This is a genomic window from Vreelandella olivaria (assembly GCF_023507745.1).
GTDB classification, from domain to species: domain Bacteria; phylum Pseudomonadota; class Gammaproteobacteria; order Pseudomonadales; family Halomonadaceae; genus Vreelandella; species Vreelandella olivaria_A.
This window is the reverse complement of sequence record NZ_JALPZO010000073.1, coordinates 16,333-33,622: the sequence shown is the minus strand read 5'-3', so window position 1 is coordinate 33,622 and position 17,290 is coordinate 16,333. Positions and strand designations below refer to the sequence as shown.

The following is a 17,290-nucleotide window of genomic DNA, read 5'->3' as shown; positions in this document are numbered from 1 at the left end:
TAACCGTTACTCCCCCATCAACAGGTTAGGCAGCCATAGTGTTAAGGCGGGGATATAGGTCACCAGTAATAACACCAGAAGGTTGCAAAGTAGGAAAGGCACGATAGCTTTTGCTACCGCTAACATTGGCAATTTACCGATACCTGCCACAACAAACAGGCAAACACCCACTGGCGGCGTGGTCAGCCCGATCATCAGGTTAAGCACCGCGATTACCGCAAAATGGACAGGATCGACCCCAACACCGGTTGCTACGCCTACCAAGGCTGGGAACAGAATGATCAGTGCAGCAATCGTCTCCATAAAGGCGCCCACGAAGAGCAAAATCAGGTTGAGGATCAGTAGCACAATCAACGGGTTCTCGCTAATGGATAAAATTAGCGAGGCAATCATCTGAGGGATCTGCTCACTGGTAAGAATCCAGCCAAACAGGTTCGCCAACCCCACCATAAGCAGCAGCGCGGAGGAGGTTAAAACGGTATCCACCAGAATCCCCGGTAACTTGCGCCATGACAGCCCCTTATAGACATACATGCCAACCACTAATGCATATACGCAGGCCACAATGGATGCTTCAGTTGGGGTAAAGAAGCCACCAATAATCCCGTAGAGAATAATCACGGTCATCAGCAGTGCCCAAAAAGCGGTTTTACCTTCACTTAGCAGCTGCATCACCGGCACACGCTTTTCCTTCGGATAACCGCGCCGTACTGCCAGGATGTAGACAGTCACCATCATCGCCAGCCCCATTAACACACCGGGAATAGCGCCAGCCAAAAACATGCGACCAACGGAAATGCCGCTTAAAGAACCCACGATAATCATCGGCACACTGGGAGGAATGATGGGCCCTAATGTTGATGACGCAGCTGTGACGGCAGCCGCAAAGGGTTTGTCGTACCCAGAGCGCGCCATTCCCGGAATCATTACAGAACCAATGCTGGCAGAGTCTGCAACGGCAGTACCGGAAATACCACCAAAGATCATTGAGCCACCTACATTGGCCAAGCCTAATCCACCACGGATATGCCCCAGCAGTGCGTTGGAAAAACGCACAATATGCTCGGTGATATTGCCGACGTTCATCAGGTTACCTGCCAGTACGAAACCCGGTATACACAGCAGTACAAAGGTGTCGATGCCCGCATACATGCGCTGAGGCACGATGGTGAGCGAAATCCCCTCCATCATCAGATACGAGAGTGATGCAATGCCTAAAGCAAAAGCGATAGGTACACCTACCACCAATAACAACAGAAAAACACTAAACAGGATGATCACTTCCATGCTTAAGACTCCTGTTCCGCAGTAGAAGGACGAAGGACAGCCATAACCCCTTCAATAACCCCCAGGACGCTGTAAACCAGCAACAGGGCGAAGGCCACGACTGTCGAGAAGAAGATATAGAGCATAGGAATGCGTAACGTTGGAGAGGTCTGCCATGCGCCGTTCTGGGCATACTGCCAGGCATACGGCAGTACCAGATAAGCGAATATGCCTATCGCGAGACAGATCACGGCTTGCACAGCGGCTTTGGCACGCATACCCAGCAGATGATGAAAAAGTTCAACACTCACATTGCGGTTTCTACGCAATACCGCCCCCGCCGAGAGCGCCACCATATAGATAAACAGGTAGCGTGATAGCTCTTCCGTCCACGATAGGGAGAATGGCAGAAACAGCCGGGCAACTACCTGCAACAATACCGTGACAGACAGTGTTACCAGCGCCAATACAGCCAGTGTGACAAATGCCGTATCGACCCAACCAATTAAGCGCCCAAGCAAACCCTGCAGCTTTGGCACTTCTGACATTGGGTCAAGGCTTTCCAACGCTTCGGTTTCGAGAGCCTTATGATCCACGCTCATTGAGAACCCTCCTGACCAACGTGGAGAAAATAAACAGGAGGCATGGTTTCCATGCCCCCAGGTTCAGGCGTATCACAGGTCTTGAATGGCTTCGAACAGAGCACGCTGTTCATCGGTCAGCGCATCGATAACGGCCGGACGTGCTTTCTCGGCAAAGGCATCTATATCCACTTCAATGAACTCCATGCCGCGGTCCTTAAGCGCCTGTTCCAGACGTGCCTGATCCTCCCCGAAGAGTTCAGCTTCATACTCCTGCATCACCAGGGCAGCATCACGTACCACCTGTTGCAGGTCGTCAGGCATTCTTTCCAGTTGAGGGCGGCCAATCACGACATAAATCCAGCTACGTACATGGCCAGTCATGTTCACGTAATCCTGAACTTCATTAAAGCTGGCACTCTCGATCAGGCTTAAGGGGTTTTCCTGCCCTTCAATGGTGTTCTGCTGTAGAGAGGTAAACACCTCACTAAACGCCATCGGGGTTGGCCGCGCACCCAACGCTTCCCACGTATCAACAAACAGTGGCACATTGGGAACACGCAGACGGAAACCATTTAAGTCATCCGGGTGCTGAATGGGACGGTTGGACGTCAGTTCGCGGGGGCCACGCTCAAACCAGGCGAGCGGTACCAGATTGGCTCGCTCAGTTATCTGCTCTTCGATCTCGGCACCGATTTCACCACTCACCACTGCCTGCAGATGTTCTGAGTCGCGGAATGCATAGGGCGCAGCCATCATGGCCGCCTTCGGCGCCCAGTTCTGCAGGCTTTCCCCGGTGATGGTCATATCCGCAGTACCCAACTGGATGCTGTTAATCACATCCATTTCACCGCCCAGTTGTTCATTGGGATAGAGACGCACCTCAATACGTCCGTCGGAGTTGGCTTCCACCTCCTCCTTAAACTTCTCTGCCGCCTGATGCCAGATATTCTGTTCATTGGCGAGATGGCCAAAGCGAAGGGTAAAGTCTGCTGCCAGCACTGACGTACTGCTGGCAATTGCAACCCCTAGGACCGCACTGGTTAGGAACTGTTTTAACATGGTGTTACTCCTGCACACGTGAGCGTTATGTTGTTGGTAAACCGCCGGCTTGGCGGTCGTGCTTGGGTGGCGTGCAACGTTAGGCGCTAACCTCAATCAGCACCTTGCGTGCTCTTTCTGGATGATGCTCCAGCAACTCAATTGCCTCCGGCATTCTGGTCAGCGGCAAGCGGTGGCTTACTAGTGCTAAAGGGTCAAGACGCCCTGACTCCATTAGCTGTAATACTTCCGGAAATTTGCGGTTATTCAGCCGGGAACCCACCAGGGTCAGCTCTTTCTTTATCACCTCCAGTTGAACCAGCTCGCTGGGAGTTGCACTAAACCCCAACAGCCCTATGCGACCAGCAGGAGATGCCAACCGCAGCATCTGTGGTAATAAAGCGGGCACACAGGCGGCATCCGCGATCAGCGGCACACCCTGTCCGCCAGTCAAGTCCCAGATTTTCTGTTCGGCATTGGTGTCGCGGCTATTTAAGGTATGGCGGGCACCGAGCGTTTCTGCTATCGCCAGACGCTCATCAATCACATCGGTGACAATGATGTTATCCAGCCCGATGGCTTGTGCCATTTGCAGAATGGTCAGGCCGATAACACCGGCCCCTAAAATCAGCAGTGCATCGCCAGAGTGGGGCTGCATGCGATCAAGAACATTGGCAGCGATGGTGTAGGGTTCAACCAACGCAGCGGCATCCAGGCCGATATGGTCAGGGAGTAGGTGGACATTATGCTGTGGAACCACCACATACTCCTCAAACCCACCATTGCGGTGCACGCCAATTACCTCAAGCGAACCACACACATTGGGGCGGCCAATACGACAGGGATAGCAGGTACCGCAGCTGATAACCGGGTCAATACAAACCCTGGCACCTACCTGAATGTTGTCAACGCCCTCTCCCAGAGCATCAATAACACCCGCGAACTCATGCCCGGTAATCCTGGGAAAGCGCACGAACGCATTGTCACCATGGATGATATGCATATCAGAGCCACAGATACCCGCATAAGCAACTCTTACACGCACCTCGCCCGGTCCAACATCCGGCTGGGCTATCTCTACCACCTGATAATTGTGGGGTGCTTTCACTTCAAATGCTTTCATGTAACTCTCCACTCACCAGTGCCAAAGCGTTCCGTCTTCAAGACGGTTAACCGGCAGGCTGGCACGCTTGTACGGAAAGGACCTGGCAAGCTCCTCATCAATATCCACGCCATGCCCTGGCGCTTCGCCAACGATGAAATGGCCATCCTCAAAGCGGTAGTCATGGGGGAATACAGCGTTGGTTTGCTCGGTATGGGGCATATATTCCTGAATACCGAAATTGGGCACCCAGGTATCAAAATGAATGGCAGCGCCCAAACACACCGGCGAGAGGTCGGTAGGCCCATGGAAACCGGTGCGAACATGATATATAGCGGCCAGATCCGCCAGTCGGCGAACATGGGTAATACCGCCTGCGTGGGTTAACGTGGCGCGGATATAGTCAATCCACTGATTTTCAATCAATGCCTTAGCATCAAACAGGCTATTGAAGACCTCACCAACGGCCAGTGGTGTGGTGGTGTGCTGACGGATTAAGCCAAAAGCTTCCTGATTTTCAGCCGGGACACAGTCTTCCAGCCAGAACAGGTGGTAGGGCTCAACTTCCTTGCCTAACCGGGCGGCTTCAATGGGCGTCAAGCGGTGATGAACATCATGCAGGACATGCAGGTCGTCTCCGAAACGCTCGCGTACCGCGGCGAACAGTTTAGGTACGTGATTTAAATATTTATGGGTGCTCCAGACATGCTCCGCAGGCAAATCCGCATCGGCAGGCTCGTAGGGTTCGCCATCGCGTTTGGCTACCCCATAAATGCTGGCAATGCCGGGAACCCCCGCCTGTACCCGGACGGCCTTGTAGCCTTCAGCAACATGACGGGCCACTTCATCCAGGCACGCTTCAATATCCCGCCCGGTGGCATGGCCGTATACCATGACACGATCCCGGCTTTTGCCACCTAGAAGCTGGTATAAAGGCATGCCCGCCAGCTTGGCTTTAATATCCCACAGCGCCATATCAACAGCAGCGATGGCACTCATCGTGACGGGACCACGGCGCCAATAGGCTCCCCGATAAAGGTATTGCCAAATATCTTCAATACGTTGTGGGTCACGTCCAATCAAGGCAGGTATAACGTGCTCTTCCAGGTAGGCGACAACCGCCATCTCACGCCCATTAAGAGTGGCATCACCAATGCCATAAACACCCTGGTCGGTAACAATTTTTAGCGTGACAAAATTACGGCCAGGTGAGGTAACGATGGTATACGCATGCTCTATCTTCACTGGCTTGCCTCCTCAATAAGTGATGCGGTTTCCTGATCATCGAACAGGTCGGGGAAGCGCTTAACCAGGTCAGGCAGAGAGATGAATATTTCCCGCAGATGGCGCCGCATCGCCTGCTCTGCCAACGCCATGTCTTTCTCCTCGATGGCAGCGACAATATCTGCATGCTGATCAATCAACCGAGCGATGGGTGTACTATCCGGCACACTTAAATAACGCACACGGTCCAGCTGTGCGCGCACATCCTCAATCACCTTCCACGCGGCATGTTGCTGAACCCCCAAAGAGAGGGTGCGGTGGAACGCTTCATCCAGTCGGTAGAAACGGTCATAGTCATGCGGTTCTATGCAACGACGTTGCCTGTCCAACAGGTCATGCAACTCGGCAATAATCTCTGCTTGCAAACCTTTGCAGGCCGCCTGCCTGATCACCGCGACCTCAACCGCCTCACGTACAAAGCGTGCTTCAAGCACTGCCCGCTGGGAAATTTTGACGACATAGGTTCCCCGCTGGGGGCGAACCTCAACTAACCCTGCCTCAGATAACCGTATGAAAGCTTCGCGTACCGGCTGCCGGCTCACCGAGAAATTGTCCGCGATCTCTTTTTCAGACAGCGCCTGACCAGGCGCAAGTAGCCCCTGAATAATGGACTGACGAAGCACTTTATAGAGGCGCTCTCGCACCGGATCACTTTCTCGCGTTTCTGCCCACAGTGCTTGCAGTGTCATGTTCATAATGAGGTATCCAAATTCGGCCAAAACAGCATGGCCCTTAACTGATATGACTAGTATGGTAGTATGGCAAAGTAAGAAAAAGCTCTTTTTACCTATACTTTAGTGGCAGGCAAACCATGCCAACCAGTCGATAGGAGCAGCGATGAAACGCCAGCGTTACTCAGGTCGTAACTATAAAAAAGCACTAAACATTAGTGACTTGGAATGTATTGCCAAAAGGCGCTTACCCAACTTTGTGTTTGAGTACGTGTATGGCGGGAGTGATGATGAACATACCTTGCGGCATAACAGATCTGTTTTTGACCGTTATCAATTCGAGCCGAGAACCTTGACCAGGGTTGGCCCGCGCAACTTAAGCACAACGCTGTTTGGTCAGCAAAGCGGCCTGCCCCTGGTCATTGGCCCAACGGGCTTTAATGGAATGCTGAGTCAGGATGGGGATAAAAAACTGGCGAAGGCTGCCCGTCAATATGGTATCCCCTTTGTACTCAGCAATGTCTCCACCACCGCCCTTGAGGATATTGTCACGCTGGAAGGGGTGACCACTTGGATGCAAATCTACTTCTACCGCGACAGGGCATTTGTAAAATCACTGATTGAGCGGTGCAAAAAAGCCGATATTGAGGCCATTGTGATCACCACCGACAGCGCCATATACGGCAATCGGGAATGGGATATACGCAATTTCAGGCGTCCAATGAAGCCCACCATCGCCAACCTGCTGCATTTGATGAGTAAACCCGGATGGATGCTGGATGTGCTTTACCCTAATGGGCTTCCAACGTTTAAAAACCTGGATGAACTGCTACCACCAGGAAAACGCAGTGCCCAGGGGGCATCAGCCATTATTGGTCAGCAGCTCGACCCATCGCTGAATTGGGAGGACATTGCCTGGCTGCGGGATTTATGGCCGGGAAAACTGATCATTAAAGGTATTCTAGCCCCAGAAGAGGCTGAAAAAGCCTCCCAGGCAGGCGTTGACGCCATTGTGCTTTCCAACCATGGTGGTCGACAGTTAAACCACTCGCTTTCACCGATGGACACGCTAGCAGATGTTAAAGCACGTATCGGCAACCGCTGCCACCTCTTTGTAGATAGCGGTTTTCGACGCGGAACCGATATTGTTAAAGCCCTTGCTCTTGGCGCTGACGCCGTGTGGTTAGGCCGGGCCACACTCTATGGCCTGGCGGCCGGTGGGCAGGAAGGAGTCGAGCATGCGCTGGGTATTTTACGTAGCGAAATTGATCGCACCGTGGGCCTACTCGGATACAGCGCACTTGATGAGCTAACGCCTGAATGTTTGAAACCAGCTCACCCACTTACTCTTTAAAAGAGCTGCAGATGAGCATGTGTGGCCTTAAACGTGCTTAATGCCAGTGCTGGTAAAAAGAGCACCTACTGGCTCTATCCATAACGATCTTCACCCCACTGCAGCATCGTTTCAAGCAGACTGCGAAGCAGTGGGCGCACCTCATCAGCTCGATCCGGGCGATAGGCAAAGACCGGCGTATCATCCTTCGGCTCGTTCATATAGGTGCGCTGGGAGAGTTCAAGCTGTACCGCATGGATATGGTTAGCCGGGTCTCCATAGCTGCGAGTGATATGTCCGCCCTTGAAGCGACCGTTAATCACATGCGTAAACCGCGATTGTGCCTCACAGCGTGCCAGCAAGGTCTTACTTAGCTCAGGGTCACAGCTCTGCTCTTCAAACGTGCCTAGATTAATATCTGGCAATTGATCGTTAAACAGCCGCGGTATCCGCGACCGGATTGAGTGTGCATCGAATAGCAGTACATAGCCAAAACGCGCCTGGAGTCGCGCCAGCTCACCTGCCAGCGCTGCATGATAAGGCCGCCAAACATGCTCCTTTGCCCAACGCTGCGCCTCCTGGTCCGGCGCTTGATCATCGCGAAACAACCCACGACCATCAAAGTCGACATCGGGGAATAGCCCGGTAGTCGCCCCCACGTAGAGCGGGGCATCATCCTCAGGTCGATTAAGATCAATAACATAACGCGAATAGCGCGCCTCAATCCGGCTTGCTCCAAGCTCGGCGGCAAAATCGTAAAGCTTGGGAATATGCCAATCGGTGTCAGCGAGACTAAGCGCTTGCGGGGTAAGCCTCACCTCTACTTCCGGTGTTAGCGCAGTGCCTGCGTGGGGCATTGAAATCAGCAGTGGTGTATCACCCTGCGTGAGCTGGTAACTGTCGATCATGCCTCTACCTCTTTACCTGCTTTAAAAACCTTAACGGGTAACTGACCGCCCAGCCAGTAACTGAGCTCCGCCGGCCCGGAAATGTTCCATACAACGGCATCTGCCTGCTTACCCACCTCAAGTGAACCGCAACGTGCGTCAATACCCAATGCCTTAGCCGCATTCAGGGTGACACCAGCCAGCGCCTCTTCGGGGGTAAGCCGGAACAGCGTACAGGCTAGATTCATCATTAACCGTAACGATAAGACAGGTGACGTCCCTGGGTTAAGATCGCTGGCCAGCGCCATCGTCACCCCCTGGGCACGAAACGCCTCAATCGGTGGCAATCGGCTTTCGCGTAGCGTCAGAAAGGCGCCCGGCAATAACACGGCGGCAGTATGGCTGCTCGCCATGGCCGCAGCATCAGCTTCATCGGCATATTCGACATGGTCAGCCGAGAGTGCGCCGAACTCGGCAGCTAGCTGGCAACCGCCAAGATGCGATAACTGCTCAGCGTGCAGCTTAACCGGTAAGCCCAACTGCCTGGCGGTGGTAAACACACGCCGCATCTGCTCAACGGAAAAGGCGATTCCTTCGCAGAAACCGTCCACCGCATCAACGAGCCCCTCCTGAGCCAGGGTGGGCAGGATACTTTCACACACCAGATCAATATAGGCATCACTATGATCGCGGTATTCGGGGGGCAGTGCATGGGCGGCAAGGCAGGTGGTGTGTACCTCAACCGGCAGCTTCTCTCCCAGTGCCCGGGCCACTCTCAACATTTTGCGTTCGCTGTCCAGGTCAAGCCCATAGCCAGACTTGATTTCAAGCGTGGTGACACCTTCCCGTAGCAGTAACCGGGCGCGGGACTCGGCGCTGGCAAGGAGCTGATCAAAACTCGCTTCGCGGGTTGCCCGTACACTGCTGACAATACCGCCCCCCCGTTTGGCGATCTCGCTATAGCTCACGCCCTCAAGGCGCATCTCAAACTCGCCGCTACGGTCGCCGCCAAATACCAGATGAGTATGACAGTCAATCAAGCCCGGCGTCACCCAGCCCCCGTCCAAATCGTGTACTTGGTCAAAAGCAGTATCACGGTCCAGCTCCGCTTCCGGGCCGATCCAGGCGATACTCCCCTCTTCAATGATTAGCGCTACATCGTGCACGACGGCGTAGCGACCGCCCGCCATCGTCACCGCATGGCAGTGGTGCCAAAGTTGTTTCATGCTTCCTCCTAAATAACGGTATCCACCTACTGAATAACAATGGCCGCCTAGCACGATAGTAAATGGGGGGCGATAGGCAGAAATCTATCCAGTACCAAGTCATTCCGTAGCCGCTCGTAGACCGCCTGTATATCTAAGTGCAGGGCGTGCTCTTCCTGGTAGACAGGAAGAACCTCGCGTAGTGATTTCCAGGCCAGCAAAGTCCCAGGGGCGAAATCCTCACCGCCGATTAAATCAAAGGCCTGGGCGGCCAACAGATATTCAATAGCAAGAACGTAGAAGGCATTGTCGAGAGCTTGATCCAGCTTCAAAGCAGCGCTTTCGCCGAGACTGAGATGGTCTTCCTGCAGCCCCGAGGTGATAAAATTATCGGTAACAGCGGGCTGTGCCAGACGCTTGTTGTCCGCCACCAAGGAGGCCGCCGAATAGTGAGCGATCATCATGCCGGATTTAACACCGCCTTCAGTGGTCAGGAAAGGCGGCAGTTGGTTCGCCTGAGGTGTCACCAGCCGGTAAGCACGCCGCTCGGAGATCGAACTCCATTCACAAACAGCGATTGCCAGCAGGTCGCAAGCCATCGCCACCGAAGCACCGTGAGGGTTGGCTTGGGACACAATCTGGTAACTATCTCCCACCGGCACCACTAACGGGTTATCGGTGGTCGAATGTAGCTCTTTCTCAATCTGCCTAGCGGCATGGTCAAACTGGTCACGACAGGCACCATGCACCTGGGGCATGGAGCGCAGGCTCAGCGCATCCTGTAACCGCTGCCCTTGATGGTGCGCCAGATATAAACTGCCTTCGAGCAAACGACGCAGGTTATCCCCCGTTTGCTGAACACCCGAGTGGCGTTTGAGAACCGTCACCTCGGCCATAAATGCCTTCAACTGACCGCCTAATGTCTCAAAACTCATAGCGCCAATGATATCTGCCCAAGCGGCCAGCCGGGCAGTATCGTCAAGCGCCAGACAGGCCAATCCCGTCATCGCAGGGGTACCGTTAACCAAGCTCAGGCCATCCTTGGGCCCAAGGGTTAGCGGCAACATACCGATAGCATCCAACGCTTGCTTGGCAGGCATGCGTTGGCCACGAAATTCAACGTCGCCGTGGCCAATCAACACCAGTCCAATATGGGCCATATGGGTGAGGTAACCCACCGAACCCCGCGAGGGTACGATCGGTGTGACCTGCTCATTCAACAGTCTGATCAGCCCCTCCACCACGCCTGGGCTAATACCGGAGTAACCGTGGCTGTAGTTAACCACCGCGCTGCACATAATGGCTCGGACTTGCTCCGTTCGCAGCGGGATACCAACACCACAGGCATGGCTCATCAAGGTGTGGTGCGAAAGCCTTCGCAGCTCATCTTGCTTTAGCACCACATCACACAGGGCTCCCAAACCAGTATTAATACCGTAATGGGGCACGCTCGAAGCGGCGATTCTCTCAACGACCTGCCGAGCGGCGCTTACCCTTTCCCATACCGGCGACGACAGCGATAGGCGATACTGGTAACGAGCAACCTTGACCACCTCCCGCCAAGCGGGAGGTGTATTGCCGATCTCAACGTAGCGAGGCAACTCACTCATAGGCATCCTTAACGCGTACAGCAGGGGCCTGCTCTGATGAGGGTTTATTAGCGCCATCCATAATAAAAACTTTCACCGCAGAAGCCACAATCAAAGCAAATAGAAACAGCACAATAAAACCACCAGCTGCCGCCAGGAACTTGATGCCATCTACACCCTGGGCACCGCCACCAAAGGCCACCATCACATAGGCGATAATAGCGATTGACAGCCCCCAAAGGATCTTCTGCTTACGGGGAGCCTCCTCTTTCGCCGTCATGTTTTTAGTACAGATAGTGGCAATGGTCGATGACATTGAGTCCGCAGCAGTGGAAAAGGAGATAATCAGTGTCACAATGGCAAGCGGGATCAGCAAGGCAGACATTGGCAAGTGCTGCAGGAAGCCCCAGAGACCCGAAACAGCGCCATTTTCTGTCACCACACTAACCAGATCCAGAATGCCATCCATTTGCCACTTGATCGCCGAACCGCCCCATATAGCAAACCAAACGATTCCGAACACTGAAGGCAGAATCCAGTTAATCACCAAAAATTCGCGCAACGTTCTACCATAGGAAATGCGCGCCAGAAACAGGCCCATCAACGGCGCATAGGCGATCCAGATCGACCAATCGTACATGGTCCACCAAGTGACCAACGCCTCACCTCCAGACTCTTTGGTGTCGAAGGACCAAAGGAAGAAGTTATCGAACCAGTAGCCCAAGCTAGTCACCGACAAGCTAAGGATATAATTCACTGGGCCAATCATCAGCAGAATGACTACAAACGCATAAAAAATATAAGCATTGACTGATGACAGGAACCGGATGCCTCGCTTAAGACCAGACACCGCGGAGGTAATAAAGATGGCAGAGATAACCAATGTTAGTATCAGCCAAGTGGTAGGGCTTGAAGCGATACCGTACTCGGCTTCAATGCCAGAACTAATCAGCGCCAAGCCAGCCCCTAAAGACGATGCAAGTCCCAGTGCAATGGCAAGGATTGAGATAATGTCGACTACCGCTCGAACGGCAAGGTTTTGCTCTTTATTACCTAATAACGGAGCAAGTGTTGAAGATATCGAAAAGCGTTCTTTACGATTAAAGTGCATATACCCAATCATCAATCCAACAATGGAGTACATGGCATAGGGAATAAAACTCCAATTATGAAAGCTCCTAGCCAACGCAAAGATCGCTGCTTCGCCACTGTTGGGCTCAAATGATTGATTACCGATCTCGCCATAGACATTACCCAGGTAGATGATTGGCTCATTCACCGAGTAGGTAACCACTCCCGTTGCAATGCCACCAGTCAACGCCATAGCAAAGGTGGTGGCCAGAGAAAATGTTGGTTTTGCGTTAGCCCCCCCTAATCGAACATTGCCTGCTTTAGAAAAAAATATAAATGCTGTGACACCTAAAGTCGAAATGGCCAGTAATTGGTATAACCAACCGAAGTCGGAAAGCGAGAGATAAAATAGTTGCCTAGCAACGCTAACAAGTAGTTCGTTGTTAACTAAACCAACAATAACGGCCAGAGTAATAATCATGAAGGCCGGTATAAAGACGCCTCGCCTTATCTGTTTCCTGTCGTTTAGTGGCATTTTATGCCTCCTGTCGAGGTTTATTCTTATAGCGCTTTTTTAAGGCACCGACATTCTGCCTATCGGCACCCATATCTGTGTGTCCAGAGACGCTAAAGGAGTGTTGATTGTTACTTGACCATCGGTAAGTCAAGTTTCTGCTCGGCGGCACTGCGCCTGGCGATGTCATAACCAGCGTCGGCGTGTCGCATCACTCCGGTTGCAGGGTCGTTATGTAGCACACGACCCAGGCGGGCATGGGCATCCTGTGTGCCATCAGCGACGATCACCACACCAGCATGCTGTGAGTAACCCATGCCAACGCCACCGCCGTGGTGCAGCGACACCCAGGTAGCTCCACCGGCGGTATTGAGAAGCGCGTTGAGTAGCGGCCAGTCGGATACAGCATCCGAGCCATCCATCATCGACTCGGTCTCACGGTTGGGGCTAGCCACCGAGCCAGAGTCCAGGTGATCGCGACCGATGACAATCGGCGCTTTAAGTTCACCACTGGCCACCATAGCGTTGAACGCCTGCCCCAACCGAGCCCGGTCCTTCAACCCCACCCAGCAGATTCGAGCTGGCAAACCCTGGAAGCTGATGCGCTCCCTGGCCATATCCAACCAGTTGTGTAGATGTGGGTCATCGGGGATGAGTTCTTTGACCTTCTGGTCCGTTTTGTAGATATCTTCCGGATCACCTGAGAGTGCCACCCAGCGGAATGGACCGATGCCCTGGCAAAACAGGGGACGAATGTAAGCAGGCACAAAGCCCGGGAAGTCGAAAGCGTTAGTAACGCCCTCCTCCTGAGCCATCTGGCGAATATTATTGCCGTAATCGAAGGTCGGCACCCCCATCGCCTGGAAATCGAGCATGGCCTGCACATGCACCGCCATAGAGCGCTTGGCCGCTTTTACCACCGTTTCCGGCTCGTGTTTACCACGTTCCACATACTCCTCCCATGTCCAGCCTGCGGGCAGGTATCCATGTAGCGGGTCATGGGCACTGGTCTGGTCGGTTACCATATCGGGCTTAATGCCACGCTCAATCAGCGCTGGCAAAATCTCGGCGGCATTGCCTTGCAGGGCAATCGAAACCGCCTTACCTTCAGAGGTGTAGCGCTCAAGGCGCGCCAGAGCATCGTCGAGATCGCTCGCCTGTTCATCAACATAGCGGGTGCGCAGTCGCATATCGATACGACTCTGCTGACACTCGATGTTAAGGCTACAGGCCCCGGCTAATGTTGCCGCCAGTGGCTGTGCGCCACCCATGCCGCCCAGGCCGGCGGTAAGAATCCAGCGCCCCGTCAGCTTGCCGTCGTAGTGCTGGCGCCCAGCCTCCACAAAGGTTTCATAGGTGCCCTGGACGATGCCCTGGGAACCGATATAGATCCATGAGCCAGCGGTCATCTGGCCATACATCATCAAGCCCTGCTTATCCAACTTATTAAAGTGCCCCCAATTTCCCCAGGCGGGCACCAGGTTTGAGTTAGCGATTAACACCCTTGGCGCATCCTTGTGGGTCTCAAAGACGCCCACGGGTTTGCCGGACTGGATCAGCAGTGACTGGTTATCCTCTAAGCGCTTGAGGGTCTCAACGATGGTATCGAAACACTCCCAGTTGCGAGCGGCACGGCCAATCCCGCCATATACCACCAGTTCTTTGGGATTCTCGGCTACATCGGGGTCAAGGTTATTCATCAACATGCGCAAAGGAGCCTCTGTGAGCCAGCTCTTACAGGAGAGCTCGGTTCCATGAGGCGCCCGAATCTCGACATCGCGATAACGTGAAAGGGTCATAGTTACTCCTATTGATGGCCATAATTTGTATATACATTATGACAACAATCATTTCTTCGCAATGCCCTAAAATCTCTTTTAGCCGTATTCACCAATAAAGTGCAATCCTCTGTTATGGCGCCTTAATACGCACCATAATTGCCAATTTCAAATAACCTTGGGCACCCTCTTTACCCGACCCTCAGACTTCGATATATGTATATACATTCATAACCCTGGAGCTATCATGCTAAACCGCTATTTTGCTGACCATGCCCTGCTGCCTACCGGATGGGCGTCACAGGTACTGCTCGAAATCGATGCCACCGGCACACTGACGACGGTACAACCTGACAGCGAACCGGGTGATGCCCCGCGCTTATCCGGACCTGCACTACCGGGTATGCCGAATCTGCATTCGCACGCTTTTCAGCGCGCTATGGCAGGCTTAGCAGAAATCGGCAGTACTCAGCCAGACAGTTTTTGGAGCTGGCGGGAGCGTATGTACGGATTGGTCGATCACCTGACACCGGAACAGGTGGGCGTTATTGCTCAGGCGCTTTACGTTGAGATGCTCAAAGGTGGTTACACCCAGGTCAGCGAATTTCACTACCTGCACCACGACACCGCAGGTGAGCCTTATAGCGACCCCGCCGAAATGGCGTGGGCTATTTCTGGCGCCGCAAAACGGAGCGGCATTGCGCTGACACTCCTTCCCGTGCTTTACGCCCACAGTGGTTTTGGCGGCCAGCCACCCAGCAAAGGGCAGCGTCGTTTCATCCACACCGTACCGAATTTTCTGAGGCTGCTGGAGAGATTGGCAACACCTCTTACTGAACACTCTACCCAGGCACTGGGAATGGCTTTCCACTCACTGCGTGCCGTAACCCTGGAAGAGATGCAGGAAGTATTGGCGACAAACCCGGCTGGGCCACGCCATATCCATGTGGCTGAACAGCAGCGCGAAGTTGAGGAAAGCCTTGCCTATTCAGGTCAACGCCCAGTGGAGTGGTTGCTAAACAATATGGAAGTGGATGACCGATGGTGCCTGATACACGCCACCCACCTCAATGACACCGAAGTTAAGGCTCTCGCCTCCAGCGGTGCCGTTGCCGGACTCTGTCCGACCACCGAAGCCAATCTGGGCGATGGCCTGTTCCGAGCCGTCGAGTATGCCGCCCAGGGGGGAGCACTAGGCATCGGTTCTGACAGTCATGTCTCGTTAGACGTGGTCGAGGAGTTGCGCTTACTGGAGTACGGCCAGCGACTTGCCACGCAGCAGCGCAACTGTCTTCACGATAGTGAAATACGCCCGGTGGGTGACTGGCTTTACCGCCGCTCCCTCGCCGGGGGAGCCCAAGCCTCAGGTCAACCCATCGGCGCCTTGGCAGTCGGTAGACGCGCCGACATTGTCGTACTCGATGGCAGTGACCCTTACCTGGGAAGTAGCTCCCCTGACACCCGCCTGGGCCGCTGGCTGTTTGGTGGTTCCAAACAGCAGATACGCGATGTCATGGTGGCTGGGCGCTGGGTTATCCAGGAGCGCCGCCATGCGCTCGACGAGGCCAACCGCACCGCACTAGCCCGCCTGTTCCGTCAAATGGGTTATTAGCCTTCGCCCGCCAATAACAACTTCCCCCGGAGCTCTTATGCCAGCTGTCAAAGCGACTCCCTCTACGCTCTTTAAGCTATTCATCCCCAGTCTGCTGGGAATATTGGTGTTTTTCGTGCCCATCACCCTCAATGGCACAACGACGATTCTGCTCGATCACTTGGTAAGCGCCTCTCGTCGCTTGCTGGGCGACGCGGTAAACTACTACGCCATGGCAGTCATTATCGCCGGAGCCCTCTACCCAGTGATCACCGGACGCTGGCGGGCCAGTCGCACCGAACGCGTGTTCACGGTACTCAAGTGGATGGGGGTGCTGTGCGGTACTCTGGCATTGACCGGTATCGGCCCGGCAGCACTGCACACACCCGATATGTTGCCGTTCTTATTCGATAGGTTGGTGATTTCGGTGGGTCTCATTGTTCCTATCGGTGCCATCTTCCTGGCACTGCTGATTAACTACGGGCTACTGGAGGGGGTTGGGGTAATCTGTCAGCCACTCATGCGTCCGCTTTGGCGCACTCCAGGGCGCTCAGCTATCGACGCCGTGGCATCATTCGTAGGTAGCTACTCAATCGGCCTACTGATCACCAATCGGGTCTATAGCGCTGGCCGATACTCCGCTCGCGAAGCTGCCATCATCGCGACCGGTTTCTCCACCGTCTCTGCCACTTTTATGATTGTCATCGCCAAAACGCTCGATCTGATGGCAATGTGGAATCTCTATTTTTGGTTAACGCTGTTGATCACCTTTGTTGTTACCGCCATTACCGTGCGCCTGCCGCCCCTTTCAAGAATGAATAACGAATCGACCTATGAGGAAGCGCCAGTGGCGCGCGGCCAGCGACTTTCCACCGCGTGGCAAGAGAGCCTAATCGCCGCTCAACAAGCCCCCAGCCTGGGCCGTAGTGTGATGATTAACCTCAAAGAAGGCATGCTGATGACCATGAGCATTCTGCCCTCAATCCTGTCAGTAGGTTTACTCGGCTTGCTGCTTGCCAAGTACACCCCGCTATTTGAATGGATAGGGGTGATTTTCTACCCCTTGATCGCACTGTTCGGTATCGACGAGGCACGGCAGTTATCCCAAGCGGCAGCCTCGGGATTAGCCGAGATGTTTCTGCCCGCGCTATTAATGGCGGACGCCTCACTACCGGCGCGCTTTGCCACCGGGGTCATTTCGGTATCGTCGATACTGTTCTTTTCGGCATCGATCCCCTGCATTCTATCAACCACGATTCCTCTCTCTATGGGGCGTATCGTGTTTATCTGGCTGATACGGACCTTCCTTAGTCTTTCGTTAGCGATCCCTGCGGGATACTTTGCCGCCTGGCTAGCGGGCTAAGGCTGAAACAGGGG

General features: G+C 54.0%; 14 protein-coding genes. 3 read left to right on the top strand and 11 right to left on the bottom strand.

Annotation, left to right across the window (positions count from 1 at the left end):
* Window positions 1-6: 6 nt before the first annotated feature.
* The 6 genes from HP566_RS06530 to HP566_RS06505 all read right to left on the bottom strand — a co-directional run bounded on the left by HP566_RS06530 (window position 7) and on the right by HP566_RS06505 (window position 5,969).
* Window positions 7-1,287 (bottom strand): TRAP transporter large permease, encoded by a 1,281-nt coding sequence (locus HP566_RS06530; RefSeq protein ID WP_249976459.1) that lies wholly within the window; start codon window positions 1,285-1,287, stop codon window positions 7-9.
* 2 nt (window positions 1,288-1,289) lie between these two features.
* Window positions 1,290-1,868 (bottom strand): TRAP transporter small permease, encoded by a 579-nt coding sequence (locus HP566_RS06525; RefSeq protein ID WP_249976458.1) that lies wholly within the window; start codon window positions 1,866-1,868, stop codon window positions 1,290-1,292.
* 72 nt (window positions 1,869-1,940) lie between these two features.
* Window positions 1,941-2,909 (bottom strand): TRAP transporter substrate-binding protein, encoded by a 969-nt coding sequence (locus HP566_RS06520; RefSeq protein WP_249976457.1) that lies wholly within the window; start codon window positions 2,907-2,909, stop codon window positions 1,941-1,943.
* A gap of 79 nt (window positions 2,910-2,988) precedes the next feature.
* Window positions 2,989-4,011, bottom strand: coding sequence for a Zn-dependent oxidoreductase (locus HP566_RS06515; protein ID WP_249976456.1), 1,023 nt, complete (start codon window positions 4,009-4,011; stop codon window positions 2,989-2,991).
* A 12-nt stretch (window positions 4,012-4,023) separates the two neighbouring features.
* Window positions 4,024-5,235: a D-mannonate dehydratase ManD gene (gene manD, locus HP566_RS06510; protein WP_249976455.1), complete on the bottom strand. Its 1,212-nt coding sequence runs from the start codon at window positions 5,233-5,235 to the stop codon at window positions 4,024-4,026.
* Window positions 5,232-5,969, bottom strand: coding sequence for a GntR family transcriptional regulator (locus tag HP566_RS06505; protein ID WP_249976454.1), 738 nt, complete (start codon window positions 5,967-5,969; stop codon window positions 5,232-5,234). The genes manD and HP566_RS06505 overlap by 4 nt, the downstream gene beginning before the upstream one ends.
* A 142-nt stretch (window positions 5,970-6,111) precedes the next feature.
* On the opposite strand from HP566_RS06505, the gene HP566_RS06500 reads away from it, so the two are divergent.
* Window positions 6,112-7,299, top strand: a complete 1,188-nt coding sequence (locus HP566_RS06500; RefSeq protein WP_249976453.1) for an alpha-hydroxy acid oxidase — start codon at window positions 6,112-6,114, stop codon at window positions 7,297-7,299.
* Between the two features lie 74 nt (window positions 7,300-7,373).
* Here HP566_RS06500 and hutG read toward each other — a convergent pair whose 3' ends face one another.
* The 5 genes from hutG to hutU all read right to left on the bottom strand — a co-directional run bounded on the left by hutG (window position 7,374) and on the right by hutU (window position 14,343).
* The gene (hutG, locus tag HP566_RS06495) at window positions 7,374-8,186 is read right to left on the bottom strand and encodes an N-formylglutamate deformylase (RefSeq protein WP_249976452.1); all 813 of its coding nucleotides are present in this window, start codon (window positions 8,184-8,186) and stop codon (window positions 7,374-7,376) included.
* Complete coding sequence (gene hutI, locus HP566_RS06490; protein WP_249976451.1) at window positions 8,183-9,391, bottom strand: imidazolonepropionase; 1,209 nt, start codon at window positions 9,389-9,391, stop codon at window positions 8,183-8,185. The genes hutG and hutI overlap by 4 nt, the downstream gene beginning before the upstream one ends.
* 47 nt (window positions 9,392-9,438) lie before the next feature.
* Entirely contained in the window at window positions 9,439-10,980 is a 1,542-nt protein-coding gene (locus tag HP566_RS06485) for an HAL/PAL/TAL family ammonia-lyase (protein ID WP_249976450.1), read from the bottom strand.
* Window positions 10,973-12,565, bottom strand: coding sequence for a BCCT family transporter (locus HP566_RS06480; protein ID WP_249976449.1), 1,593 nt, complete (start codon window positions 12,563-12,565; stop codon window positions 10,973-10,975). Before HP566_RS06480 ends, HP566_RS06485 begins: the two co-directional genes overlap by 8 nt.
* A 110-nt stretch (window positions 12,566-12,675) precedes the next feature.
* Window positions 12,676-14,343: a urocanate hydratase gene (gene hutU / locus HP566_RS06475; RefSeq protein ID WP_249976448.1), complete on the bottom strand. Its 1,668-nt coding sequence runs from the start codon at window positions 14,341-14,343 to the stop codon at window positions 12,676-12,678.
* Window positions 14,344-14,569: 226 nt separating this feature from the next.
* Here hutU and HP566_RS06470 point away from each other — a divergent pair, with 226 nt between their 5' ends.
* Together HP566_RS06470 and HP566_RS06465 are read left to right on the top strand one after the other, a co-directional pair.
* Window positions 14,570-15,934 carry a formimidoylglutamate deiminase gene (locus HP566_RS06470; RefSeq protein WP_249976447.1) on the top strand — a complete coding sequence of 455 codons (1,365 nt, stop codon included), beginning with the start codon at window positions 14,570-14,572 and terminating at the stop codon, window positions 15,932-15,934.
* Between the two features lie 37 nt (window positions 15,935-15,971).
* Window positions 15,972-17,276, top strand: a complete 1,305-nt coding sequence (locus tag HP566_RS06465; protein ID WP_249976446.1) for a YjiH family protein — start codon at window positions 15,972-15,974, stop codon at window positions 17,274-17,276.
* Window positions 17,277-17,290 lie beyond the last annotated feature (14 nt).